Source organism: Pusillimonas sp. MFBS29, from assembly GCF_020687695.1.
In the GTDB taxonomy this organism is placed as follows: domain Bacteria; phylum Pseudomonadota; class Gammaproteobacteria; order Burkholderiales; family Burkholderiaceae_B; genus Pusillimonas_C.
This window is the reverse complement of record NZ_JAJEWL010000001.1, coordinates 528,201-550,671: the sequence shown is the minus strand read 5'-3', so window position 1 is coordinate 550,671 and position 22,471 is coordinate 528,201. Positions and strand designations below refer to the sequence as shown.

Here is a 22,471-nt window from a genome sequence, read left to right as displayed (position 1 = left end):
GTCGATCTACCGCAGGTCGACGACTTACTGGAGATCAAGGACATGCTTACCGAACACTCCCGCTCCTGGACCCACCAGTGGAAAATGGAAGGGCTGGCCGAAGGACGAGAAGAAGGACGACAAGAAGGACGTCAAGAAGGACGTCAGGAAGGACTGAAGGAAGGCCAGGCCTCTATATTGCACAGTCTGCTCAACAGAAAATTCGGTCCGCTACCCGATTCGATTCAGCAACGCCTGAAATCAGCCACATCGAACGAGCTTGAAGCCTGGTCGCTGAACCTGCTTGAAGCCGAGTCGTTAAACCAGGTTTTCGACAGCAAATGACATCGTTTGGGCTTAATTGCCCACTGCCATAGATACGATACGACATTCGCATTCGTCGCCTCTGGCTCAACAGTTCCTGGGGATCCACAGTAGAGTTTTCGGCTTAATACAGAACTCTGCATGCCACAGGATCACGCCGCTCACGGCAACGCACACAAACATACCGAACCAGCCATTAACGCCTGGCATGCCTATATCAAGGCGCGCTCCCACCGATGGAGCGCCCGTAGTTTGCTGGAACACGAACGCCTGTGCACTGCCGGAGGCAAGCCAAAAGCCAGGGGCCGCAGGCCTGGTCAGGCAAGCACTACCCAGCCAGGGCCGCTATACGACTTGCTGCAATTGCCCTTATCGGAAATTGATGCCGAGGCCGTGGAGCGCTGGCTGATTCAGCAACGTCACCGGCCCGCCGTTGCACGTGCAGGCTTTGTTCGCTTGCGTGCTTTCATCAACTGGTGCACCGGGCGCCCCGCCTACGAGAACCAAATCGTGCCGGCAGCTTGCACCAAACCCTATGTTAAAGACGAAGTGCCCGGCGCCAGGGTCAGGCAGGATGCGCTCGAACGACAACACCTGCGCTCGTGGTTTGAACACGTGCGCAACCTGAAGAACCCGGTGCAGGCGGCGTACTTGCAAACCGTACTGCTCACAGGTGCCCGCCGCGAGGAAATCGCTGCCCTGCGCTGGGCGAATGTGGACTTTACCTGGCAACGCATGACGATTGCCGACAAGGTAGCCGGCACGCGAGTCATTCCATTAACACCTTATGTGGCTGCGCTGCTGAATCAACTAAGGCGCCGGCCTGAAACGCATCCCGATGACCCATGGGTATTCAGCAGCCCCACTGCCGCCAGCGGGCGCATACAAGAACCGCGTGCTGCCCACGACAAGGTCTTGCGCCAGGCAGGAATTCCCCATGTTTCCATACACGGCTTGCGCAGAAGCTTTGGCAGCCTGGCGCAATGGCTGGAAATTCCTGCTGGTGTCATTCCGCAAATCCAGGGTCATAAACCCAGCGCAACAGCGGAACGACATTATCGTGTGCGTCCTGTCGACTTGCTGTATATGTGGCATGCCAAATACGAGAAATGGATACTCGAGCAGGCCGGCATCGAGCAGCTACCAAACGCTATCAAAGACATGCTGACCGAACACTCCCGCGGCTCACCACCTACCAGTTAAGCTGCAAGCCCGCAAAAACAGTTCTGGTCTGCCCCGGATAAAAAACATTCTGCGGCTGATATCGGGCATCTACCATATAGTCGGTTGATGTGGCGTAGTACTTATCGGCCAGATTCCGAACATCAATAAAAACGCGGTATCGATCTTTGGGCGCGGCATAGCCCAGCGTAAAATTAATGATTCCGTAGCCAGGTGCGACAAGGGTATTGGCCTGATCCACATCCCACCCAGAGGCGAACTCGAAGTTGGGACCGCCATAGAAGCCGTCAGGATGGTGGTAGACCAGATCAAGTCTGGCCAGATGCTCGGGAATGCCGGGCAAGGCATTATTGCCATAGCGTTCATTGTTATGGAATCGGAAATGATTCCATGTATAGGCCAGATTCCACGCGATTTTCCCGGGAACTGCGCCTGTCTTGAACTCTCCGTGCAAGCCCAGTTCCAGCCCCGTATGCCGGGTTGAGGCAACGTTGTAGGCCATGGGCGGAGCGGCAGGATTACCCGGCACCGGCATTTCCAGCAGCTCATCTTTCAGCCAGCTTTTATATAGTGCCAGATCCCACCCGAACTGCGCATCGCCTCCTCGTGTACCGATTTCGAACGTGGTTGCGCGCTGCGCACTCAGCTTACCCGCCCGCGTATGGAATGCAACGCTATTTGGTGGCTCGAAACTGCGACTAATATTGGCAAATATTTGAGCGTTGTCACCGCCGACATCCCAAACGACGCCCAGCTTGGGGTTAAAGCCAGAATAGTTGGCATAGGCCTGGCCCGCCGGATAGCTGAGCGAGCCAAGCGGTGTCAGCGCCTGATTGTCTGTTCGGCGCCTGGCCCAGGTGGCCTGAGCACCGGCAATCAAGGCCAGATCGGGGCTTACCTTAAAGCTGTTCTCGGCAAACAGCTCCACCGTAGAACGTGCCGCATCAATAGACTCGAGCTGCATGAATGCACCGGGCCAGTAATCAGGTGTATGGGTCTGATTATGGCTGGTCCCCCGGCTGAAACTTGCGCCCCATATGAACTGGTTATCGTGCCCGCTCAGCTCGCGGTTAATCTCATGTCGCATCGAAACGCCGTAGTCGACGGCATCGTAATGAACACCCAACTGTGTCTGGGAATCGAATTTGGTGCCGGTATGGAACGTTCCAAGCGAAAATTTATCGGACAGACCCAGCAGCCAGTCGTGCTGGTAAGCCAGATGCCAGCGTGGCGTCGTGCGGATCTGCGCATGGGCCATCAGGTGGGTCGGGTTGGCAACTGAAGGGTCGCTCTGAAGCTGATCCAATGTGATCGCACCCGGCATATCAACGTGATAACGCTCGAGGGTAATATGCAAACGCCCTTCAGACTCGGGGCTGAACCGGTAACCCACATTGCCATAGAATCGCTCTGCCGTGTGCGCTGAGTTCTGGCGAAACCCATCGCCATTGACCCGGGACACCGACGCATATGCATCCAGTCCGTTCTCGAAGATCTTGCCGGCGCGAAACTGTGCCCGCGTATAGTTATTCAAACCACCATCTACCCGCAGCTCATGGCCCGGATGTGAGTAAGCGGTGGGCGACACCAGATTAATGGCACCGCCCAGTGTCGCTGCACCATACTGCAAAGAGCTGGCACCCCGAAAAATCTCTATATAGCTTGCACCAAAAGGATCGGCGTAAATGCTTTCGCCCAGATCGTCTGCGCGGCCCAGCGGGAGGCCATCACGCAACAGGCGTATGCCGCGCATGCCGCTTGAGGCCGAGAGGCCCGAACCCCGAATCGACACCTTGGCGCTTATCTGGCCAGAAGGGTTCTGGGCATAGACGCCAGGCACTCGAGACAAGACATCACGCACGCCCATCACCTCGGCATCACGAAACTCACTTGCCTGCACGATCGACACGTTACCCGGAATATTCCTGAGGCTGCGTTGCGCCGACATCAGGTCGGCATCAGTGCCATGCTGCAAGCCCTGCACGACTACAGGCGCGAAATTCGTGACTTCCAGATCCTGTCCAACGCACAAGGACGTAAAGACTGTCATCACCCCACCAAGCACGACGCAACAAGTTTCAGGTGCGCAGCGGAACGATATCACTCATGTCCTCCGGATCATGTGCCAGACCAATGCCTGCGCGATCAAATACGACGCGATTCCGGCCCCCGTTCTTTGCGGTATAAAGCATGCTGTCCGCCCGGCGAAACAAACCAGAAAGGGTCTCGCCGGGTAATAGTTCGGCCACCCCGAAACTGGCCGTGACAGGCTGCCCTACCGACATGGCAGGGAAATCCGCAGCCGCCAGTTCCTCGCGCACCCTGTCGGCGAAACGCGCCGCCCCGACCAACGTGGTATTGGGCATGAGCACAACGAACTCCTCGCCGCCAAAACGGCCTGCGATATCATTCTTGCGTATGCAGCGCCGGATGATATTGCCGCACTCCGCCAATACGGTGTCGCCTGCGTGATGGCCGTAGGTATCGTTTATGGACTTGAAGTGATCAAGATCACACAGCACCAGGCAAATTGACTCATTGCGGCAGCGCTGGATCTCGCGCCTGCCTTGTTCTTCGAAGCTGCGGCGATTATGCAGCTTGGTCAGATCATCAATGTTCCGGTCATGCTGCAGTTCGCTGATAATGTCCAGCATCGCCCCCGCAAGCAACACCATTGCCAGCACGACCATAAACAGCAGCAGTGTTATTTGCATCACAATCCAGTACGGCGATGTTCCGATTGTGGACCCCGCTGAAGCTGCCTTGGTAATCGATAAAATCGTACGCGGAACAAAACTGATGCCGAACAACAAATAAATCCAGAAGAACGTGCGATCAATCGGTATGCCGCGACTGATGCGGCGTATCCTGAACACCGACAGCAGCACCATGCCTGCCACGCTGAAATTCAGAATATAAATACGAGCCAGGAGATTCCATTGCGCATAGTAGAAGTAAGCAAGGGCCAGTAGCGTGGCAATACTTGCCAGCCCATAAAACATGCCGTCAAAAGGCACCCTGTATCGTCTGGCAATACCACGGAAAAGCAGAAACAGGCTGATCAGGTATAGCGCGCCCGATACCAAGGTGTTCGCCCCGGCATTCGGGGGGATGAACAGGATTTGCGAGGCCATCGCCAACGCATAGACAGAAAATGCAGCGGCCAGGAACAGCAGGTAGCGGGCACGCCTGCGCCCGTAATTCCAGGCAAATACAAAGCCCAGGGAAAACAGCAAGGCAACCGCCGGGCTGGTTAAGGTAAGAATCTGGTTGGTGGTCAAATGCAAGGCGGAAATCCCCTAACCACGGAGCGCCCGGCAAGATTTCGATGGTTACTTATTGAAACCAATATCCTGCAAAGGCGCGCTTCACGTGTGCACGCATATTATTTTCACACAGATTCTATCATTTGAATACAAAAAGTCCGGTTTTTCAAGAATTTGCCGGCAGATAAGTGCGCAACACCTCGATGGCGCTGTGCGATCAATGCTGAACCCCGGTATTAAGCCCCGGTACTAGTGAAGACAATCGATGGGTGTAACCACTACGCGTCGCTAACACGCGCTAACAGCATTGATCGCACAAAGTCATCCGGCGATCTTGCTCAAGTGGTCACATTCTACAGAAATTTAAAATTAAATAATTATCAAAATATTACAAAAATATTCAATCCACCCATACTGACTGGAATGCAATTCGTGCCACACTTTCCTTGCTGCCCTCGGGCGCACCCTTGGCGTTCTTCACGGTTACGAACACGGTTCCGGTACTGGCCTTCAGCGCCACGGTCTTGCCCGTGGCAAGGTCTATGGCAACCACCCTGCTGCCGGGGCGGCGCGATTCGTAGCCGGGCATGTCCTTTTTCTGGAACTCAAGCATCTTGGGATGCCCCTGATCCACCAGGAGCAGACGGTTATGAACCTTGTCGTAGGCCAGATTCAACGGTTGTTCCGCGCCCAGATCAAAGCGATTGACGATTTCATTCGATGTGGTGTCGACCACCACCGCCTCGCCTTCCATATTCTTATTCAAAAAATAATGTGCCGCCCGGTACCAAACATGAGTGACAAAGGAACGACGTATGTTTAAGCTTCCATAACATTTCGTGTCCAACCTTAACCCGCCGACAACAACCACCGGACTGAGCCTGTATGGAAGCTTATGCACCCCACCCTGATCAACTGGTACACATACGAATAATACTGGGCGTGATCATGGGGTTAAGTCTGACTAGGCTGCTTGCGGGGCTGGCGATGTTTGTACAACACGCCGGGCGCGAACGAGTTTATCCAGTGCATATGGGCTGGGTGCTGTTCCTTTTCTTTGCAGTCATTCATTTCTGGTGGTTCCAGTTCTCGCTGCATGGTGTTGTGCGCTGGTCCTTCAAACTCTATCTGTTCCTGATCTTTTATGCGGCATTGTTTTTCCTGATCTGCACGATATTGTTTCCTGACCGCAAGGAAGAACACCTCAGCTTTGCCGACTATTTTCATTCAAGGCAAAAATGGTTCTACGGGCTGCTCGCGGCACTTTTCACCGTTGATGTATTCGACACCTTATGGAAAGGCATTGATCATTTCCATGCCCTGGGAACGGTCTATCTGGCACGGCAAAGCATCATGATTCTGCTCTGCCTGACCGCCATATTCGTACGCAACCGCTACTTCCACTATTTCTTCGTTGTCTGCGCCCTGACCGCCCAAATTCTCTGGATAGTGCGCTACTATCAATTTCTTTATTAATGCAGTCCTGCAGTGCTGTTGAAGGCTTGAAATGAACGATACAAACAAGAAAATTGCGGTCGTCGGCACAGGCGTGATCGGAGCAAGCTGGGCCGCCTGCTTTTTATCCAAAGGCTACGACGTCGCAGCCACCGATCCTGCGGCGGGTGCTGAAGAAAGGCTGCGCAAGCTGGTTCAAACCTGGTGGCCAACGCTGGAACGCATGGGCATGACTGACGATGCATCGCCCGAGCGCCTCAGCTTTCATGCAAGCCCGGAAGCCGCTGTACAAGACGCGGTGTTCATACAGGAAAGCGGCCCCGAGCGTCTCGATATCAAACGTGCGACTCTGGCTCAAATCAGTGCGGCTGCACCTGCCGATACCTTGATTGCAACCAGCTCGTCAGGGATACCGGCCAGCCAGATCCAGGACGCGGCACAGCATCCGGAACGAGTACTCATCGGTCACCCCTTCAACCCGCCCCACCTTATCCCGCTGGTTGAAGTCGTTGGCGGGCGCCTGACGTCTGCCCAGGCCATAGAAAAGGCCATGCGTTTTTATGAATCCCTGGGCAAAAAAGCCATACATATACGCCGTGAAGTAAAGGGACATGTGGCCAACCGCCTGCAGGCTGCGTTATGGCGCGAAGCCTTCCACCTTGTTCAGGAAGGTGTTGCATCGGTCAGCGATATCGATGCTGCCATTGCTCACGGACCGGGCCTGCGCTGGGCCCTGCTGGGTCCCTTCCTGAATGTGCATCTGTCGGGCGGCGAAGGCGGCATTGAACATTTCCTTGAACACCTTGGCCCTCCGGTGGAAGACTGGTGGGCAGATCTGGGCGAGGTCAAACTGAACCCCGAGCTGAACCAACTGCTGATCGCCGGTGTGGATCAGGAACTGGGCACAGCCAACCTTGCTGATATCGTCGCACAGCGCGATGAACTGCTGCTGACGCTGCTCAAGCTCAAGGCACAGTCTGATTTGCTGCCCTGAAGCCGCTGCGCTAAAGCACAATGGCATCGCGCAGGCTGCTGCCCGATGCCAGATGATCGAAACCTTCGTTGATCTGATCCAGGGTAAAGGTTTTGCCCAGCAGCTTGTCGACCGGCAAGCGACCATTTTTGTACAGATCAATGTAGCGCGTGATGTCGATGGCGGGCACACCCGAGCCCAGATAACTGCCTAGTATCTCGCGCTCTTCGCCAACCATCTGCGCCAACGGCAGCTGAAAACGCGCACCAGGGTTGGGCAGACCCGACGTAATGGTGGAACCACCACGCGCCGTAAGCTTATAGGCAGTTTCGAATGCCGGCACGGCACCGGCCATATCAAAGCCATAATCCACAGGCCCGCCGGCAGCCTCGAGCAAGTCGGCATCGCTGCTGATGCGGCCGGGATTAACCAGATGCGTGGCACCCAGCTCGCGCGCCAGCTGCAGCTTTTCATCAGACAGATCAACCGCCACGATGCGGCGCGCACCTGACGCGGTTGCCGCCAGCAAGGCACTCAGGCCCACACCGCCCAGACCCACGACCGCGGCGGTATCGCCTGCCTGCAGGCGGGCACGGTTGATCACTGCGCCCGCACCGGTTAATACGGCACAACCAAAAAGAGCCGCTTCACGATGGCTGATATCGCTTTTTATCGGGACGCACGACCGGCGCGACACCACCGCATATTCGGCAAAGCACGATACACCCGTGGCGTGATTAAGGTATTCATCGCCCAGGTGCAGGCGGCGCTCGCCCGACAACAATGTACCCCGGGTGTTTGCGAGCGCTCCGGGCTCGCACAGCGCCGGCCGGCCCCTGGTGCAGGGTGCGCAGCAGCCGCAGCTGGGCACAAACACCATCACCACGTGGTCACCCGCCTGCAGGTCATTGACGCCTTCACCGGTTTCCACCACCTCGGCTGACGACTCGTGGCCCAGCACTATGGGCAGTGCTCGCGGGCGGTCACCATTGATGACCGATAAATCAGAATGGCAAAGCCCGGCCACCTTGATGCGAATGAGGACTTCGCCCGGCCCCGGCGGGTCGAGCTCGACCTCTGTAATCACAACTGGCCTGGATTGAGCATAGGGACCGGCTACCCCCATTTCCCGCAATAAAGCCGCACGTGTTTTCATCAGCACTATCCTTGGGTGATGGCTAAAATTTGTACTGTAATCCAGCCACTACAAAGTTGTAATGCTGGCGACCCAGCCCCACATGCCAGCTGGCCGTAGGCAAATGCAAACCCGGATAATCGGTCGCCCCGAAGGTATAGCTGGTGGAACTGATGGAAAGATAACGGTATTCGGTGAACAGGTACAGGTTTTTACTGAGCTGGCCCTTGACACCCACCTTCAGTTGCATGGCAAAAGCCGTGTCGGACGCATCAGGATCAGAGTTAAAGTGATTGATGCCTGGCTCGAGCGGATTGGCCGAATCACTGCCCTTTACCGACGTAAAGGCAGCCCCGGCACCGATGCCCAGATAGGGAAAAATCTTGTGGGAGTAAGGTGTCTTGAATGTGAAGACGGCGTTGGCCAGTACCACGCCGGCCGACATGGGAAAGTAAACATACTGGGTTCCCAAAAAGCGCGGCATGACAGGCAATTCGCCAACAGAGGTATGCCGGCCTATGTAGAACCCTTCGAGTTCGGCAGCCGGCTTCACACCCCAGTTTGCCGATGCCGGACCCCACGGGCTCCATTCATAGCCGGCCTGCAGGCCTGCCATATGAGCATGGCCGTCGTCGGTGGCGCCACGTGCGTTGATGGGCAAGGAAAAGTGTTGATTAAGATGAACAGCGCCCTTTTGCTGCATGCTGGCCGATGAGACGGCGCCCAGTCCGCCGAAAGCACCAAAATAAGGGCCTGCATCGTCAGCCACCTTTTGTGCCATGCCGGGCGTTGCCCCCAGCGTGCACAATATCACTGCCACAATAAGCTGCCGCATGTCGCCTCCTGTGAGCGAATTATTCTGCAATAAATGCTTACCAATGAAATGGTAACGGCTAGGCCCCAGGATGCCAACCTCGTTCAGAAATCACCCGGCAACTGGTTTAAAATTGCTTCCCATTTTTTTCAGGGCGTCGCCCATCATGAAATCAGCGCGCAAACCTGCGCAACGCCGCATCATTGCCATTGCGGATATCCGGGCCAGTGTGCCCGAAAGCCCCGTCAACACCACGGCTGGCATCCAGGCCCAAGTGCTCGAGCGCGGCGCAGCGCCGCGCAACGGCGCCGCCAACGACAACACCTCGTGTAACCCTTGCCTGAGCTGCGGAGCCTGCTGCGCACACTTTCGCGTCTCATTCTATTGCGGTGAAGTGGCCGGCGAAGGCGGCGGCACGGTGCCCGCTGAATTCGTCAGCCAGGTTGGACCTTTGCGCGCCTGCATGAAAGGTACGGAATACGGTGGGCAGCGCTGTGTGGCCTTGCGCGGCGAGCTTGGCCACGATGGCATACACTGCGCCATCTATGAACAACGGCCTTCGCCCTGCCGGGAGTTTTCGCCATGGCTGGACGACGGCACCCCGAACCCCGACTGCCAGCGCGTACGCAATGCGATTGGCCTGCCTTCGCTGCCACGCCGCCCTGGCGATGACGACGACGAAACACCCACACATACGCCACCACGCCGCCAGGACATCGCTGCATAGCAAGCACGCGGGCTGTTACGATGGAAGGCAAGGCGACAACCCGCCTGCCCTCCAGCACTCTGTTTGAAGGATGTAAAGTGAGAGACCTTTCTGATTTTCCCATTACCCGGAAATGGCCGGCCCGGCACAGCGATCGTATTCAGCTCTATTCCTTGCCCACCCCCAATGGGGTGAAGGCATCCATCATGCTCGAGGAAACCGGCCTGGCTTACGAACCACATCGGGTCAGCTTCGATACACAAGACCAGATGTCGCCCGAGTTCCTGTCGCTGAATCCCAACAACAAGATTCCCGCGATCCTGGATCCTGACGGGCCTGGAGGCAAGCCCCTGGCGCTGTTCGAGTCTGGTGCAATCCTGATTTATCTTGCCGACAAGACCGGGCAGTTCCTCCCGCAAGATCCCGCGCAACGCTATCAGACCCTGCAATGGCTGATGTTCCAGATGGGTGGCGTAGGCCCCATGTTCGGTCAGCTGGGCTTTTTTCACCGGTTTGCCGGCAAAGAATATGAAGACAAGCGCCCCCGCGACCGATATGTAGCCGAGTCCAGACGCTTGCTGGGTGTGCTGGATCAGCATCTGACCGGCAAGCAATGGATGATGGGTGATGACTACACCATCGCCGACATCGCCATCTTCCCCTGGGTGCGTAATCTGGTCGGCTTCTACGAGGCCGGCGAGCTGGTGGGCTTCCAGGACTTCCATGAAGTGCAACGCGTGTTGCAGGCGTTCACTTCACGCAAGGCCGTGGAAAAAGGTTTGCTGATTCCCGCCTGAAGCCAATTCAGACAAACTTGCCGGCCTGGTAATCGGCCACTGCCTGATACAGCTCCTCCTTCGTGTTCATCACGAAGGGGCCATACTGCGCAATCGGCTCATTGAGCGGACGCCCGGCAATCAATAACACACGTGCCGGGCCGTCGCTGCGAATTACCACGCCGTCGGCCTCGGGATTGTTTTTCAGTATGGCCATGCGATGCAGCCCGACCTCCTGGTCACCCAGATGCACCTGGCCACGATACACATAGACAAAGGCATTGTGCGCGGCGGGCAGCACCTGGCTGAACTCACCGGCGCCATTGAAAACCACGTCGATGTATACCGGCTCGGTCAGTTCACGCTGCATGGCACCAGCCTGACCGTGACTGCTGCCGGCAATCAGCCTGGCAACCACGCCATCGCCAACCTCGATCTCGGGAATGTCATTGCTTTGTATGTCTACATAGCCGGGCTCACACATCTTGTCTTTGGCGGCCAGATTCAGCCATAGCTGAAATCCTTCCATGCGCCCGGCTTCCTGCTCGGGCAGCTCTGAGTGCACCAGGCCACGGCCGGCCGTCATCCATTGCACACCACCGTTTTCCAGCAAGCCTTCATTGCCGCCGCTGTCACGATGGCGCATACGGCCCTCTATCATGTAGGTAATGGTTTCAAAGCCACGATGCGGATGGTCGGGAAAGCCACCGATATAGTCGTCGGGATTATCGGTTCCAAAGTTGTCCATCATCAGGAATGGATCCAACCGGCGCTGCAGGTCTGGCGTCAGTACCCGCGTGAGCTTCACACCCGCACCATCAGACGTGGCCACACCTTGCACCAGCCGCTCAACCGCACGTGCTTGGGTGACAGTGTCGGGAGCGGACGAAATACGGGTAGACATAACAATCTCCAGAAAGCGCTGTAATGTCTTTGATTATAGTTATCCTTGATTTTTGGAACTAGACGTGCCTGACGAAAATAATTGTTCCATTTTTATTACAAATAAAGAAGCGCAGTACAATTTCGACGATTTTGTACAACCCCATTGGAAGCAGAAGTATCTTGGCTACTACTAGAAGCAAACGCTGGAATGGCGAACTCAGTTCGCTGTCACCCGACTTCCTCAAGGAAGTCATAGAAAAAATGGATTCTTACGGCGATAGAATCCAGTTTGAAATGCCCCACAAGAAGAATCGTGTACCTGCCTATCAGGTCATCAATGCCCGCGACTTGAAGATGGGTTTTGACTGCAGGCACTTGCTGATGCGCCTGAACGAGAATGGCAACGTCAGCGACGAAATGAGCACTGTTTATTCGCTGCAAACGATCAAGGCGACGCTGGCAAATGATGGCCGCAAGACGGTAAGCCGCAGCGCAGGTTCATCGACGCGCTCGTCCACACCGCGTTCTTCAAGCCCTCGCGCACCTAGCGCCCCGGCTGTACCCGTAGACACGGTGGAGCAGGACAAATACGCTTATTTCAAGGAAAACCGGGACTATCTGCCTGACGGTATCGCCAGGTATTCGCAGGATATCAGCCAGCTGATGCGCGGCGGCATGTCGGCGGAACAGGCGTTCGATGCCATCATCAAGGCGCATTTCCAGGACGATTGATCGAAGTGGCGGATCGGTGAACTGATCGATCAATTCCCCAGCGCATGGCACACAGGCCGTGTGCATCCGCAGCACTACCCGTTCTTAAGGCTGCACAGGAAATTTGCGCTGAGCATTTACTGGTTCTTGAGGCTGTGCAGGGGGGTCAGGCGGGCCTGCGCTCGAATCGCTGCGATCCCGTCTGCGACGGGATTCCCCGCTGCACAAGCCTCAAACGGGGCGTGCGCGAACTCGCCCGAATGGACAGCCACTGGCTGTCCATAAACGCCGGGCTCGAACAGCGCGCACTTGCCTCCCCATTTGAGGCTTACGCAGCGGCGCGCTCAAATCTCGCTCCAGCCCGCCTGACCCCCCTGCACAGCAGAACACAGATAATTGCCGCAGCCACCCACATCGTCGGCGTCATGCGGCGGGCTGGTTACGAAAGCGCCAGCATCATGCACAGGTCTGGGCGCGAAAACGCATGCGTCATACGGCGGTCTGGATATATCGATACGCCCGGTCTATATCGATGCCGCTGGAACGATATGATGCGGCCATCACACCCGCACAGTTCCATCACACCCGCACAGTTAATGGATTGTTAAAGACGTGGTGTCTGGCACCGGATAGAGAGGGATTCGAGCACGCCGCTGGTGCTGGCTTCATCGAGGGTGCAAGGCCGCAATTGTTTGAGTGCGCGCTTTCGGGCCACTGGCCCGAGCGCACGAGTTTTGCGGCCGCCTCGATGAAGCCGGCGCCGGCGGGAAATCACGGCGCAGCCGGGATCGTGCGAGCTTCCGCGGCATCCGGTGCCAGACACCACGTCTGTTAAGAACCCATAAACAGTGACAGGAACGCATAAAAAGTGGCAGGAACACATAAACAGCGGCCAGAACCTATAACCATCTGGCATGTTGCCCAAACGTAATAAATATGCCGAATTCCGACCCTTGTGCCATAAATGACCAACGAGCGTAACGCGTCGTTTCCCCTCGTCAAGACTCTCCACAGAATACACTTGTACTCGCCACGCATGCTGTCATCATGAAAACTCATCCATGGCAATAGAAAGGAGATTGCATGCACAAACGAATCACCACCGCGATATCGGCCGGCCTGCTTGCCATCAGCATCACCGGAGCCGGCGTGGCAGTGGCCCAGCAACCTGCGGCCCAACCCAACGCCCCCATGACCGTACCCACACCCGACTACTCAGACGCCCAGCTCAAACGCTTTGTCAGTGCGTCCGAGAAAGTCGCCATGATTTCCCAGGAATACACGCCCAAGCTGCAAGCCAGCAAGGACGAGGCTACCCAGAAGGAAATGTTTGAGGAAGCCGACAAGAAAATGGTCAAGGCGGTTCACGACGAAGGCATGACGGTCGACCAGTTCAACGGCATCAACCAGTCGTTGCAACGAGACCCCAACCTGGTCAAGCGCGTGCAGGAAATAGCGCAATAAACCCGGGGGCACGAGAGGGAAACGTCTCGTGCCCTATCTGTATTACATGACGACGCTGAAAATGCGTTGCATGAACTCAGGCACAGACATGGTCTTGCCATTTACCGTCACGTTGTCCTGTTCGTAGACCACAGCAGCCGTTGCGGCCTCTACATCCGCCTGGATCAGGCCCGCCATCTGCAAGCGATTCACATACTGGTCGTAGATCATGGCGCCCAGTATCTCCATTTGCAGCTTTTTCTCGGCGTCGGTTTCAGCCTGACTGAAGGCATGTATGAACATGGGCTTGGACAGGTTCAGATCAAACTTGATGAGCTTGAGTCCTTCCATGAACAAGGCATCAATCGAATCCGCCTTGCTGCCTTCGGGCTTGGTCAAGTTCACCTGCAGGCCAGCCTTGCTTTCACCCTTGACGTTTTTCCAGATCAAGGAATCAATTGCAATCGAAGGGGCTGATGCCAGCACTGCCGCCAGACGATCATGCAGCAATTGCGCTTCCTCGGCACTCAGCGCCTCTTCCTGGCCGATTTCACCGCCATGCCTGGCAGCAATCGCCTCGTAGTCGGTCGCCAGCGCAGTCAGGGCTTCGGTATCAAGCTGCTGTACACGCGCCGTTAATGACAGGCTGCCCATGTCGGTCTTGCCTACCAGGATACGGCCGAAGTCATAGTGCGCCGAACCATTCAGCATAGCCTTGGCCTGCTCGCTGTCGACGCTGACATTGATCTGCTCAAGGCTGACGTCATCGGTGCCAGGACTGCTCATGACCACTGCAGCAATCGTTGCGTTTGACCGGGTCTGGATTACCTGGTTTTCGCCGGACAATGTATTGCTCTTGAGCTCGATATCCTTGAGCTGCAGGACATCGCCACTTTCCATGTCTTTCAAAGACAAGGCCTGAAACTGACCTGACGACTCACCGCTCTGGAAGTCGTTGTGCAGGTCTACGGTCAGGGTGCCGCCGCTGAAGCTGAATTGCAGGTCTTCGCTGCTGAGCTCTACCGGTTGGAAATTCCAGCTGGATTGCCCCGTGCCACCAAAGCCCACGCGGGTATTGATATGCAACGGTGAACCACCCTTCTGGCTGTCCATCCATGCCTGGGTGGAAGGCGTTGCGACCAGTTGAGCCTTGCTGCTGGCCATAAGGGGCAAGAGGTAGCCCTCGCGCAGGGCATCAAGAGGGAATGGCCCGTGCAGCAAATGATCCTTCAGTGCAAGCTCGATGGTGCCGCCGTCTTCATCGTTGATGCGCAAGGTATACAGAACGTCGGAAGAAAAAAGCCTGCGTTCGTACTTGTCGATATCGAGGCGTGCCGGGCTGGCTTCCTGCGCGTCGGCGGTCGGATCGCCCGACAGCCACGACGCCAGATTCTCGTTGGCCTGCACCACCGCTGCCTCGAGGGTTTTCTGTGCCTGCACACCCGTATACCAGCTGGTGCCCACATAGGCTGCGCCCAGCACGACAACAACACCAAGGACTCCGGTAGATTTCTTCATACATCACGCTCAGATTAAATAGTTCGCCCATTTAAACATGAAAGCCGGTACGATATACGCAGTCAAATTCGTAAAAAAGGCTGTAAAACCATGACGGATTCCATCGATTTCTATTTCGAGTTTTCATCGCCATACGGCTACTTTGCCAGCACACAAATCGAAGCACTGGCTGGTGAATTCAACCGCAAGGTGCGTTGGCATCCGATTTTGCTGGGCCCGATGTTTCAGGCAACCGGATCGGCGCCGCTGGTGGATATTCCCGTCAAGGGGCAGTACTTCGTTCGCGACTTCGAACGCACCGCCGAACTGTTCAATATTCCTTACCGGCGCCCCGACCCCTTCCCTATCGGCACGGTCAGCGCCGCCCGGGCTATGTTGTATGTACAGCAGCAAGACAGCGCACTCGCCAGCAATCTGGCCAAGAGGCTGTACCACGCTTATTTTGCTGAAGGACATGACATCAGCAAGACCGATGTGGTGCTTGCTGTTGCGGAACAGGCGGGGCTGCCAATAAAGGAAATCGAAGCAGGCATTGCCCGGGACGACATCAAGGCCTTGCTCAAGCAAGAAGTAAGCGACGCCATGGCGCGCGGCGTATTTGGCTCACCCTTCATCATTGTGGACGGCGAATCTTTCTGGGGCTTCGACCGCTTTGAACACATTCGACGCTGGCTGCAGCGATCAGCCTGACCAGCATAGGCCACGCCAGGCAGGCTACCCCTGCTAGCCTTCGCTGTCGGGCTGATTGGCCGGCTCGGCCTGAACAAAGGCCTGCAGCCCGGAACATGCCTGCGCGATGCGCAATATGGTGGGAAAGGCCGTCACGTCGCATTCAAAACGGCGTGCATTGAACAGTTGCGGCACCAGGCACAGATCAGCCATGGTGGGCTGGTCGCCGTGACAATAGCGGCCGGTATCAGGGTGATCGGCCAACATGGCTTCGACCGAGGCCAGCCCTACGGCTATCCAGTGCCTGTACCAGTCGTTTTTGTCTTCCTCGCTGACTTTCAGCTTATGTTTCAGATACTTCAAAACACGCAGATTGTTCAGCGGATGAATATCACAGGCGATAGACTGCGCAATGGCACGAACTCGCGCACGACCAGCCGCGTCGGCGGGCAGCAGCGCGGGCTCTGGATACGCCTCTTCAAGATACTCCACGATAGCCATTGACTGACCCACGGTCAGATCTCCGTCGACCAGCGTTGGCACCAGCGCCGTGGGATTCAGGGCAAGATAGTTATCTTTGAACTGCTGGCCACCGTCTTTCATCAGGTGCACCGATTCGCTTTCATAGGCCAGCCCTTTCAGGTTCAGGGCAATGCGCACGCGATAGGCAGCCGAGCTGCGAAAATAGCCATACAGTTTCATCAGGTATCCCGTATTTTTCTGGACAATTCTTTGGGCAAGGGAAACGACACGTTTTCGGGCGTGCCATCGAGGGTGCGCACCGAAGCCGCCCCCAATGTTTTCAGGCGCGCGATGACCTGCTCGACCAGCACCTCGGGGGCCGATGCACCAGCCGTCACACCTACCCGCCTGGCATCCTGCAACCAGGCTGGATCGATCATGTCGGGCGTGTCGATCAGATAGGCGGCTGCACCCTTGCGCTCGGCAACTTCCCGCAGCCTGTTCGAATTCGAGCTGTTGGGGCTGCCCACCACCAGAACCAGATCACATTGCGGCGCCATGATCTTGACCGCATCCTGCCTGTTTTGTGTGGCGTAGCAGATGTCGCTTTTCTTGGGCTCGACGATATTGGGAAAGCGTGTGCGCAAAGCTTGCGCCACCACAGCGGCGTCGTCTACAGACAAGGTGGTTTGGGTGACGAAAGCCAGGTTTTCGGGGTCGGTAACCTGAAGCGCCGCCACGTCTTCAGGGGTTTCGACCAGATACATGCCGCCACTGGACTGCCCCAGGGTGCCTTCAACTTCAGGATGGCCACGGTGGCCGATCATGATGATTTCGCGTCCGGCCGCGCGCATGCGGGCAACTTCAATGTGGACCTTGGTGACCAGCGGGCAGGTTGCATCGAATACCTTGAGCCCCATCTGCTCGGCCTCGGCACGTACCGCCTTGGCGACGCCGTGAGCCGAGAACACCACAATGGAGCCTTCCGGAGCCTCGCTCAATTCGTCGATGAAGATGGCCCCTTTTGCGCGAAGATCCTGAACAACATAACGGTTATGCACAATTTCATGACGCACATAAATGGGTGCGCCGTGCAGTTCCAGCGCCCTTTCCACGATATCGATGGCGCGATCAACGCCGGCGCAAAACCCGCGGGGCTGCGCCAGCACGATCTCGGGACTATCGTTTACCGGACTTGGTTCCTGCATTACATGACTCCTAATATATGGACCTCGAGCTTCAGGTCGGCCCCGGCCAGCGGATGATTGAAGTCGAACAGCACGGAGCTGGTGCCGAATTCCTTCAGCACGCCTGAATAACGCCCTCCGTTGGGCGCAACAAACTCCACCATATCACCGGGCACCAATGTCTGCTCGGGATCGGTATGCTGCTCCATGGTGGACTGGCTGATCCATTGCAGCAAATCAGGGTTGCGCTCGCCGTAGGCATCGGCAGCGGGCAGGTCAAAACTTTGACGGCTGCCCTCTTCCAGATTCAGCAAACGCTGCTCCATGCCGGGTGCCCATTGCCCGGCCCCCATCTGCAGGGTGGCAGGCCGCCCGTCAAACGTATTGGCGAATACCGAGCCGGCAGCGGGCCCCGAGACAAGTTCAATCCGGTAATGCAAAGTCAGGTAGGAACTGGAGTTGACTATGTGTTTGGCTGAGTCAGAAGCAGAGGTCAAAATCTGTCACCGTAGAAAATATTGCTGTTCGTCCTATTTTAGAACACATAACACTGCAGGGCGGATACAGGCGTAAGAACCACAGCGGATAAAACTCATCCATGTGCTGGCGGCCGGGCCTGGCACCTGTCAATGTATAGGCAGCCAACCGCCACTCATCATAAGGCCGCCCATGACAACAGACAGCTGCAGCCCCACCCCCGAACTGCCGCGCGAGCGCCTGCTTGCGCACGGCGCCCATGTGCTCACCTCGGCCGAGCTGCTGGCCATTATCCTGCGCACCGGCATCAAGGGCTGCAGCGCGGTCAATCTGGGGCGCCGGCTGATCGATCACTTCGGCGGCCTGCGCGCGCTGCTGTCGGCAGATGCGCAAACCCTCATGGCCATCCCGGGGCTGGGCATGGCAAAAACCTGCGAACTGCTGGCCATTAACGAATTAAGCCGCCGCGCCCTGGAAGAAGAACTGAAAGCCGGGCATGCCATGAACCAGCCGCAGCAGGTCAAGCATTACTGCACGGCCAAACTGGGTCATCTGCCTGTCGAGCACTGCATGGCCCTGTACCTTGACAGCCAGTTCCGCCTGATCACCACCGAAGAAGTATCACGCGGCACCCTTAGCCAGGCATCGGTGTATCCGCGCGAGGTCATCAAATCGGGCCTGAAGCATCACGCCGCCGCCCTGATACTTGCACACAACCACCCTTCGGGCGTAGCCGAACCCAGCGAAGCCGACCTGGCCCTGACCCGCCATCTCAAGCACGCCCTGGCGCTGGTCGACATACGCCTGCTGGATCATCTTATCGTAACGGGCAGCGGTGCCGTATCGCTGGCAGAAAGGGGGCAAATCTAAAGCGCTTGCGCACCTAATTGCACTACGGTAAAATTGCGAGTTACCTCGGATACGTGGCCAGCGAAAAAGTCGCGCCTGGCTGGCGACCCATTTTTTAAATCACAGGACATCATCATGAAAGAAGGCATCCACCCCGAATACCGCGAAGTGGTATTTCTGGATCAGCAAACCGGCAACAAGTTCATTTCGCGTTCCACACTGCAAACCCGCGAAACCATCGAACTCGACGGCCAGACTTACCCCTTGTTCAAGTGCGACGTAACTTCGGAATCGCATCCCTTCTACACCGGTGCACAAACCCGCATCGTTGAAACCGGCCGCGTCGAGAAATTCCGCGCCCGCTTTGCCCGCACCACCGGCACAACACGCAAGGCATCGTAAACCTCGGGGTTTCCGGCAAGCTTGCAAAATGGCAGCCTTAAGGCTGCCATTTTACTTTAAGATACCCCCATCATTCACTCTGAGTTAGCGCGGCCCTGTGTCACCCAGCGATTCCATATCCACCCCTGCCCGCCTGACGACCAATGCGACCGTCAAGCTGCCGCGCCTGTTTCTTTTCGGCGTCGGTCTGATCTATATATTGGCCGGTCTGTTTTTCCGGGATCCCTGGAAAACCGACGATGTGGTGGGGCTGGCAACCATGCTGACCGCAGTAAAGGAAGGCGGACAAGCCTTGCTGCTGCCACAGATCGGCGTGCTTGCCCATGCCCAGGACGGCCCGCTCGTCACGTGGGTCGGCGCCTTTTTCATATGGCTGCTCTCGCCCTTCTTCGAGTTGTTCGTGTCTCCGCTGGACGCCGCCATCATTGCGTCGCGCCTGCCCAATCTTCTTTGGTTCGGTCTGCTGACGGCCTCCGTCTGGTACGGCTCTTATCTGCTCGGACGACGCCCGGAAGCGCAACCACTGGCCCTGCCTTTCGGGGGTGAACCCACGCCCTCGGCCTACGGGCGCATGATCGCCGATGCCGCATTGCTGCTGCTGGTCGCCACTGCAGGCATTATCTGGCGCATGCATGAAACGTCCGAAGTACCTGCCCTGATTGCATTTCAGGCGCTGGCCTTTTATTCGGTCGCGCGCATGCTTGATCGTCCGGCATCGGGCGCCGTCACCCTGGGCCTGGCACTGGCCGCAGCGTTTCTCGCACGCGGCTGGATAGGCTCCCTGCCCATCATGCTGGCGACGCTGCTCATCTTCATGCCAGGCGGCATTCTCTGGCCCCGAAAAAAGTGGCTGCTGCTGACGGCCGCCCTGACTACCATCCTGATACTGTGCTGGTGGATTCCCGCCAGAAATGCCAGTGAATACTGGACCATGAACTGGCTGCTGTGGAACACCACCGCGTTCGGCTGGCCCGTTTACAAAGAAGTACTTACCGCCCTGCGCGACCTGCCCTGGTTCTTGTGGCCGACCTGGCCGCTGGCCATTCTGGCCATCTGGCGCTGGCGTTCATGGCTGACGGCGCCCCATATATGGCTGCCCCTGATGTTTGCGCTGTGGCCGCTGGTGGCCCTGCTGTTCCTGGCGGATTCCTTCGAGCCGGAATACAGCCTGCTGGCCGTACCGTGTGCCATTCTGGCGGCGTTCTCCCTGCCCACTTTGCGCCGCGGCATCGTCAACTCGCTGGACTGGTTCGCCGTGATGTGCTTTTCACTGACGAGCGCCACGGTCTGGCTGGGCTGGATAGCCCTGCAAACCGGCTGGCCCGAGCAGATTTCGCACAATATTGCACGCCAGACACGTGGCTACGATGTCTTCATTTCCTGGCCGGCAGTATTTGTTGCCATTCTGGGAACGCTGGCCTGGGCAGCCCTGGTGCGCTGGCGCCTGATCAGCAAACCGGCCGGCCTCTGGCGCGGAACGGTGCTGTCTGCCGGTGGACTAATCGTGACCTGGCTGCTGCTGGTCACCTTATGGATGCCGGCCCTGGACTACGTGCGCAGCTATCGCACCGTATCCGGACATCTGGCCGCCGCCCTGAAGCTGCATAAGCAACCCGGCGAATGCGTACGCACCCAGGGCCTGGGTACCGGCCAGCGCGCCTCCTTCCTCGTTTTCGACGATATCGATTTCACCTACAGCTCCGAGTGCACGCTGGTACTGCAACAGACCTCGCCCCAGGACCTCGCCGCCGGCACTGCCGCCTACTCCGGCACAGGCACGGTGTTGTGGATGGGTCAGCGTGAGCCCGAGCGCTACGAGGTATTCCGCCTGCTGCGTCTTGGCAAACAGTGAGCTCCCCCACACCGTCTACCGGGCTATGGTCACACGCCCGTGAAATCTTGCGGCAATCCTGGCCCGTACTGATCAGTTCCTGGGCCGGCATAGTCTTCGGCGTCATGGATACCGCCATGGCGGGTCACGCCAGCGCAGCCGACCTGCAGATTATGGCGCTTGCGGCATCGATCTACATTACCGTCTTCGTTGGCCTGATGGGTGTTGTGCATGCGCTCATCCCCATCATCGCCCAGCATTTCGGTGCCGGGCGCTACACCGAGGTTGGCCAGACCTGGGGCCAGGGCGTATGGATGGCACTGGGCCTGTCCCTGGCTGGCGCCGCGGCCATGCTGTTTCCCGACGTCTGGCTATTGCTGTCCGGCGATGTGGAACCCGTGGTGCGTGAAGGCGTCACCTGGTATCTGCGTGCGCTGGTGCTGGCCTTGCCGGCCACACTTATGTTTCGCACCATCTATGCGCTGGGCACAGCGGTTTCGCGCCCGAAAACCGTGATGGTGATCAATCTGCTGAGTGTAGGCTTCAAGTTCCTGTTCAACTGGATATTCATTTTTGGCAAGCTGGGCATGCCGGCACTGGGCGCTGCGGGTGCCGGCCTGTCTACCGCCGTGGTCGGCTGGATGACGCTGCTGGCCGGACTGTGGGCCATCCGGCACGATTCCTTTTACCTGCGCTTCCGGCCTCACCTGGGGCGGCCGCAGTGGGCCAGCCAGAAGGAACTGCTGCGCCTGGGCCTGCCCATGGGCGGATCTTATCTGATAGAAGTTGGCGCCTTTACCTTTATGGCCTTGCTGATTGCGCGAGAAGGCATGTTCATCAGCGGCGGACACCAGATCATGTCGAACCTGGCGGCGCTGTGCTACATGATGCCTATGGCCGTGGGCATCGCAACGGCATCACTGACGGCGCAAGCGATAGGCGCGCGCGATCTGCCGCGTGCACGCAGCACCGGCCGGGCCGGCGTATGCATAGTGGTGCTGGGCGCCACACTGACGGCCAGCTTCCTGGTGCTCGCCAAGCAACCCATACTGCGGCTTTACACCGACGAAGTACAGGTTGCCATCGTGGCCGCCGCCCTGCTGCAGCTGCTGCCCTGGTTTCACCTTGCCGACGCCCTGCAATGCATAGGGTCTTATCTGCTGCGCGCCTACAAGGTGGCGGTTGTTCCGTTACTGTTGCAGATCGTGGCACTCAGCGGCCTGGGCCTGATAGGCGGCTGGTGGCTGGGCTTTGGCCCTGCGGCGGGAGCACTCCAACCTATGCTGGCACGCCTGGCCCCGGGCGCGCCGGTCGGTGCCGGCAGCATGTGGCTGATGGCGTTTGCAGGACTGACCGTTTCAGCCGTCCTGCTTTTTGCCTGGTATGGCCACGTGGTCAGGTCGCATCTGCGCTCCAGCCAGGCCTGA

23 protein-coding genes are annotated in these 22,471 nt (G+C 57.5%); 13 read left to right on the top strand and 10 right to left on the bottom strand.

All coding sequences use genetic code 11. The features are described from left to right. Together LKR43_RS02635 and LKR43_RS02630 are read left to right on the top strand one after the other, a co-directional pair. Window positions 1-324 (top strand): DUF4351 domain-containing protein (locus LKR43_RS02635; protein ID WP_227682278.1); only part of this gene is annotated, 324 nt, incomplete at its 5' end. A 120-nt stretch (window positions 325-444) separates the two neighbouring features. After that, window positions 445-1,506: a tyrosine-type recombinase/integrase gene (locus LKR43_RS02630; RefSeq protein ID WP_227682277.1), complete on the top strand. Its 1,062-nt coding sequence runs from the start codon at window positions 445-447 to the stop codon at window positions 1,504-1,506. On the opposite strand, the gene LKR43_RS02625 is transcribed toward LKR43_RS02630, so the two are convergent. From LKR43_RS02625 to LKR43_RS02615, 3 genes are all read right to left on the bottom strand, one after another. Continuing rightward, window positions 1,496-3,535, bottom strand: coding sequence for a TonB-dependent receptor domain-containing protein (locus LKR43_RS02625; protein WP_227682276.1), 2,040 nt, complete (start codon window positions 3,533-3,535; stop codon window positions 1,496-1,498). The genes LKR43_RS02630 and LKR43_RS02625 overlap by 11 nt on opposite strands. Before the next feature lie 28 nt (window positions 3,536-3,563). After that, entirely contained in the window at window positions 3,564-4,772 is a 1,209-nt protein-coding gene (locus LKR43_RS02620; RefSeq protein ID WP_227682275.1) for a diguanylate cyclase, read from the bottom strand. 379 nt (window positions 4,773-5,151) lie between these two features. Beyond that, window positions 5,152-5,517, bottom strand: a complete 366-nt coding sequence (locus tag LKR43_RS02615; RefSeq protein ID WP_227682274.1) for a hypothetical protein — start codon at window positions 5,515-5,517, stop codon at window positions 5,152-5,154. Between the two features lie 119 nt (window positions 5,518-5,636). On the opposite strand from LKR43_RS02615, the gene LKR43_RS02610 reads away from it, so the two are divergent. Both LKR43_RS02610 and LKR43_RS02605 read left to right on the top strand, forming a co-directional pair. Beyond that, the gene (locus tag LKR43_RS02610; protein WP_227682273.1) at window positions 5,637-6,227 is read left to right on the top strand and encodes a hypothetical protein; all 591 of its coding nucleotides are present in this window, start codon (window positions 5,637-5,639) and stop codon (window positions 6,225-6,227) included. Between the two features lie 31 nt (window positions 6,228-6,258). Further along, entirely contained in the window at window positions 6,259-7,200 is a 942-nt protein-coding gene (locus LKR43_RS02605; RefSeq protein ID WP_227682272.1) for a 3-hydroxyacyl-CoA dehydrogenase NAD-binding domain-containing protein, read from the top strand. Between the two features lie 10 nt (window positions 7,201-7,210). Here the strand turns inward: LKR43_RS02605 and LKR43_RS02600 are convergent, their stop codons facing one another. After that, a complete protein-coding gene (locus tag LKR43_RS02600; protein ID WP_227682271.1) occupies window positions 7,211-8,335 on the bottom strand; it encodes a zinc-dependent alcohol dehydrogenase family protein in 1,125 nt (374 codons plus the stop codon). Between the two features lie 22 nt (window positions 8,336-8,357). Further along, window positions 8,358-9,149: an outer membrane protein gene (locus LKR43_RS02595; RefSeq protein WP_227682270.1), complete on the bottom strand. Its 792-nt coding sequence runs from the start codon at window positions 9,147-9,149 to the stop codon at window positions 8,358-8,360. A gap of 145 nt (window positions 9,150-9,294) precedes the next feature. On the opposite strand from LKR43_RS02595, the gene LKR43_RS02590 reads away from it, so the two are divergent. Both LKR43_RS02590 and LKR43_RS02585 read left to right on the top strand, forming a co-directional pair. Beyond that, the gene (locus LKR43_RS02590; RefSeq protein WP_370632052.1) at window positions 9,295-9,855 is read left to right on the top strand and encodes a YkgJ family cysteine cluster protein; all 561 of its coding nucleotides are present in this window, start codon (window positions 9,295-9,297) and stop codon (window positions 9,853-9,855) included. A 77-nt stretch (window positions 9,856-9,932) separates the two neighbouring features. Continuing rightward, complete coding sequence (locus LKR43_RS02585; RefSeq protein ID WP_227682269.1) at window positions 9,933-10,631, top strand: glutathione S-transferase N-terminal domain-containing protein; 699 nt, start codon at window positions 9,933-9,935, stop codon at window positions 10,629-10,631. 7 nt (window positions 10,632-10,638) lie between these two features. On the opposite strand, the gene LKR43_RS02580 is transcribed toward LKR43_RS02585, so the two are convergent. Beyond that, a complete protein-coding gene (locus LKR43_RS02580) occupies window positions 10,639-11,514 on the bottom strand; it encodes a pirin family protein (protein ID WP_227682268.1) in 876 nt (291 codons plus the stop codon). A 161-nt stretch (window positions 11,515-11,675) separates the two neighbouring features. Between LKR43_RS02580 and LKR43_RS02575 the strand changes: the two genes are divergently transcribed. Both LKR43_RS02575 and LKR43_RS02570 read left to right on the top strand, forming a co-directional pair. After that, entirely contained in the window at window positions 11,676-12,227 is a 552-nt protein-coding gene (locus LKR43_RS02575) for a hypothetical protein (RefSeq protein ID WP_227682267.1), read from the top strand. Window positions 12,228-13,289: 1,062 nt separating this feature from the next. Then, on the top strand, window positions 13,290-13,670 hold the full coding sequence (locus LKR43_RS02570; RefSeq protein ID WP_227682266.1) for a DUF4168 domain-containing protein: 381 nt from the start codon (window positions 13,290-13,292) through the stop codon (window positions 13,668-13,670). A gap of 42 nt (window positions 13,671-13,712) precedes the next feature. Here the strand turns inward: LKR43_RS02570 and LKR43_RS02565 are convergent, their stop codons facing one another. Further along, on the bottom strand, window positions 13,713-15,167 hold the full coding sequence (locus LKR43_RS02565) for a YdgA family protein (protein ID WP_227682265.1): 1,455 nt from the start codon (window positions 15,165-15,167) through the stop codon (window positions 13,713-13,715). 90 nt (window positions 15,168-15,257) lie between these two features. Between LKR43_RS02565 and LKR43_RS02560 the strand changes: the two genes are divergently transcribed. Next, complete coding sequence (locus LKR43_RS02560; protein ID WP_227682264.1) at window positions 15,258-15,857, top strand: 2-hydroxychromene-2-carboxylate isomerase; 600 nt, start codon at window positions 15,258-15,260, stop codon at window positions 15,855-15,857. Window positions 15,858-15,890: 33 nt separating this feature from the next. Here LKR43_RS02560 and maiA read toward each other — a convergent pair whose 3' ends face one another. From maiA to LKR43_RS02545, 3 genes are read right to left on the bottom strand one after another with little or no spacing between them, the layout of a single operon-like run. After that, window positions 15,891-16,538 carry a maleylacetoacetate isomerase gene (gene maiA, locus LKR43_RS02555; protein ID WP_227682263.1) on the bottom strand — a complete coding sequence of 216 codons (648 nt, stop codon included), beginning with the start codon at window positions 16,536-16,538 and terminating at the stop codon, window positions 15,891-15,893. Further along, window positions 16,538-17,506: a 4-hydroxy-3-methylbut-2-enyl diphosphate reductase gene (gene ispH, locus LKR43_RS02550; RefSeq protein ID WP_227682262.1), complete on the bottom strand. Its 969-nt coding sequence runs from the start codon at window positions 17,504-17,506 to the stop codon at window positions 16,538-16,540. The genes maiA and ispH overlap by 1 nt, the downstream gene beginning before the upstream one ends. After that, window positions 17,506-17,982, bottom strand: a complete 477-nt coding sequence (locus LKR43_RS02545; RefSeq protein WP_227682261.1) for a peptidylprolyl isomerase — start codon at window positions 17,980-17,982, stop codon at window positions 17,506-17,508. Before LKR43_RS02545 ends, ispH begins: the two co-directional genes overlap by 1 nt. A gap of 172 nt (window positions 17,983-18,154) precedes the next feature. Between LKR43_RS02545 and radC the strand changes: the two genes are divergently transcribed. From radC to LKR43_RS02525, 4 genes are all read left to right on the top strand, one after another. Further along, complete coding sequence (gene radC, locus LKR43_RS02540) at window positions 18,155-18,832, top strand: DNA repair protein RadC (RefSeq protein ID WP_227682260.1); 678 nt, start codon at window positions 18,155-18,157, stop codon at window positions 18,830-18,832. Between the two features lie 114 nt (window positions 18,833-18,946). Further along, the gene (locus LKR43_RS02535; RefSeq protein ID WP_227682259.1) at window positions 18,947-19,213 is read left to right on the top strand and encodes a type B 50S ribosomal protein L31; all 267 of its coding nucleotides are present in this window, start codon (window positions 18,947-18,949) and stop codon (window positions 19,211-19,213) included. Between the two features lie 97 nt (window positions 19,214-19,310). Next, on the top strand, window positions 19,311-21,065 hold the full coding sequence (locus LKR43_RS02530) for a glycosyltransferase (protein WP_227682258.1): 1,755 nt from the start codon (window positions 19,311-19,313) through the stop codon (window positions 21,063-21,065). Continuing rightward, complete coding sequence (locus LKR43_RS02525; protein ID WP_227682257.1) at window positions 21,062-22,471, top strand: MATE family efflux transporter; 1,410 nt, start codon at window positions 21,062-21,064, stop codon at window positions 22,469-22,471. The genes LKR43_RS02530 and LKR43_RS02525 overlap by 4 nt, the downstream gene beginning before the upstream one ends.

Bases quoted from the DNA above. Each gene is read 5' to 3' on its own strand.
- LKR43_RS02590 (WP_370632052.1), top strand. From the start codon at position 9,295: ATGAAATCAGCGCGCAAACCTGCGCAACGCCGCATCATTGCCATTGCG.
- LKR43_RS02610 (WP_227682273.1), top strand. From the start codon at position 5,637: ATGGAAGCTTATGCACCCCACCCTGATCAACTGGTACACATACGAATA.
- ispH (WP_227682262.1), bottom strand. From the start codon at position 17,506: ATGCAGGAACCAAGTCCGGTAAACGATAGTCCCGAGATCGTGCTGGCG.
- LKR43_RS02600 (WP_227682271.1), bottom strand. From the start codon at position 8,335: ATGAAAACACGTGCGGCTTTATTGCGGGAAATGGGGGTAGCCGGTCCC.
- LKR43_RS02570 (WP_227682266.1), top strand. From the start codon at position 13,290: ATGCACAAACGAATCACCACCGCGATATCGGCCGGCCTGCTTGCCATC.
- LKR43_RS02580 (WP_227682268.1), bottom strand. From the start codon at position 11,514: ATGTCTACCCGTATTTCGTCCGCTCCCGACACTGTCACCCAAGCACGT.
- LKR43_RS02605 (WP_227682272.1), top strand. From the start codon at position 6,259: ATGAACGATACAAACAAGAAAATTGCGGTCGTCGGCACAGGCGTGATC.
- LKR43_RS02565 (WP_227682265.1), bottom strand. From the start codon at position 15,167: ATGAAGAAATCTACCGGAGTCCTTGGTGTTGTTGTCGTGCTGGGCGCA.
- radC (WP_227682260.1), top strand. From the start codon at position 18,155: ATGACAACAGACAGCTGCAGCCCCACCCCCGAACTGCCGCGCGAGCGC.
- LKR43_RS02595 (WP_227682270.1), bottom strand. From the start codon at position 9,149: ATGCGGCAGCTTATTGTGGCAGTGATATTGTGCACGCTGGGGGCAACG.
- maiA (WP_227682263.1), bottom strand. From the start codon at position 16,538: ATGAAACTGTATGGCTATTTTCGCAGCTCGGCTGCCTATCGCGTGCGC.
- LKR43_RS02535 (WP_227682259.1), top strand. From the start codon at position 18,947: ATGAAAGAAGGCATCCACCCCGAATACCGCGAAGTGGTATTTCTGGAT.
- LKR43_RS02560 (WP_227682264.1), top strand. From the start codon at position 15,258: ATGACGGATTCCATCGATTTCTATTTCGAGTTTTCATCGCCATACGGC.
- LKR43_RS02625 (WP_227682276.1), bottom strand. From the start codon at position 3,535: ATGACAGTCTTTACGTCCTTGTGCGTTGGACAGGATCTGGAAGTCACG.
- LKR43_RS02630 (WP_227682277.1), top strand. From the start codon at position 445: ATGCCACAGGATCACGCCGCTCACGGCAACGCACACAAACATACCGAA.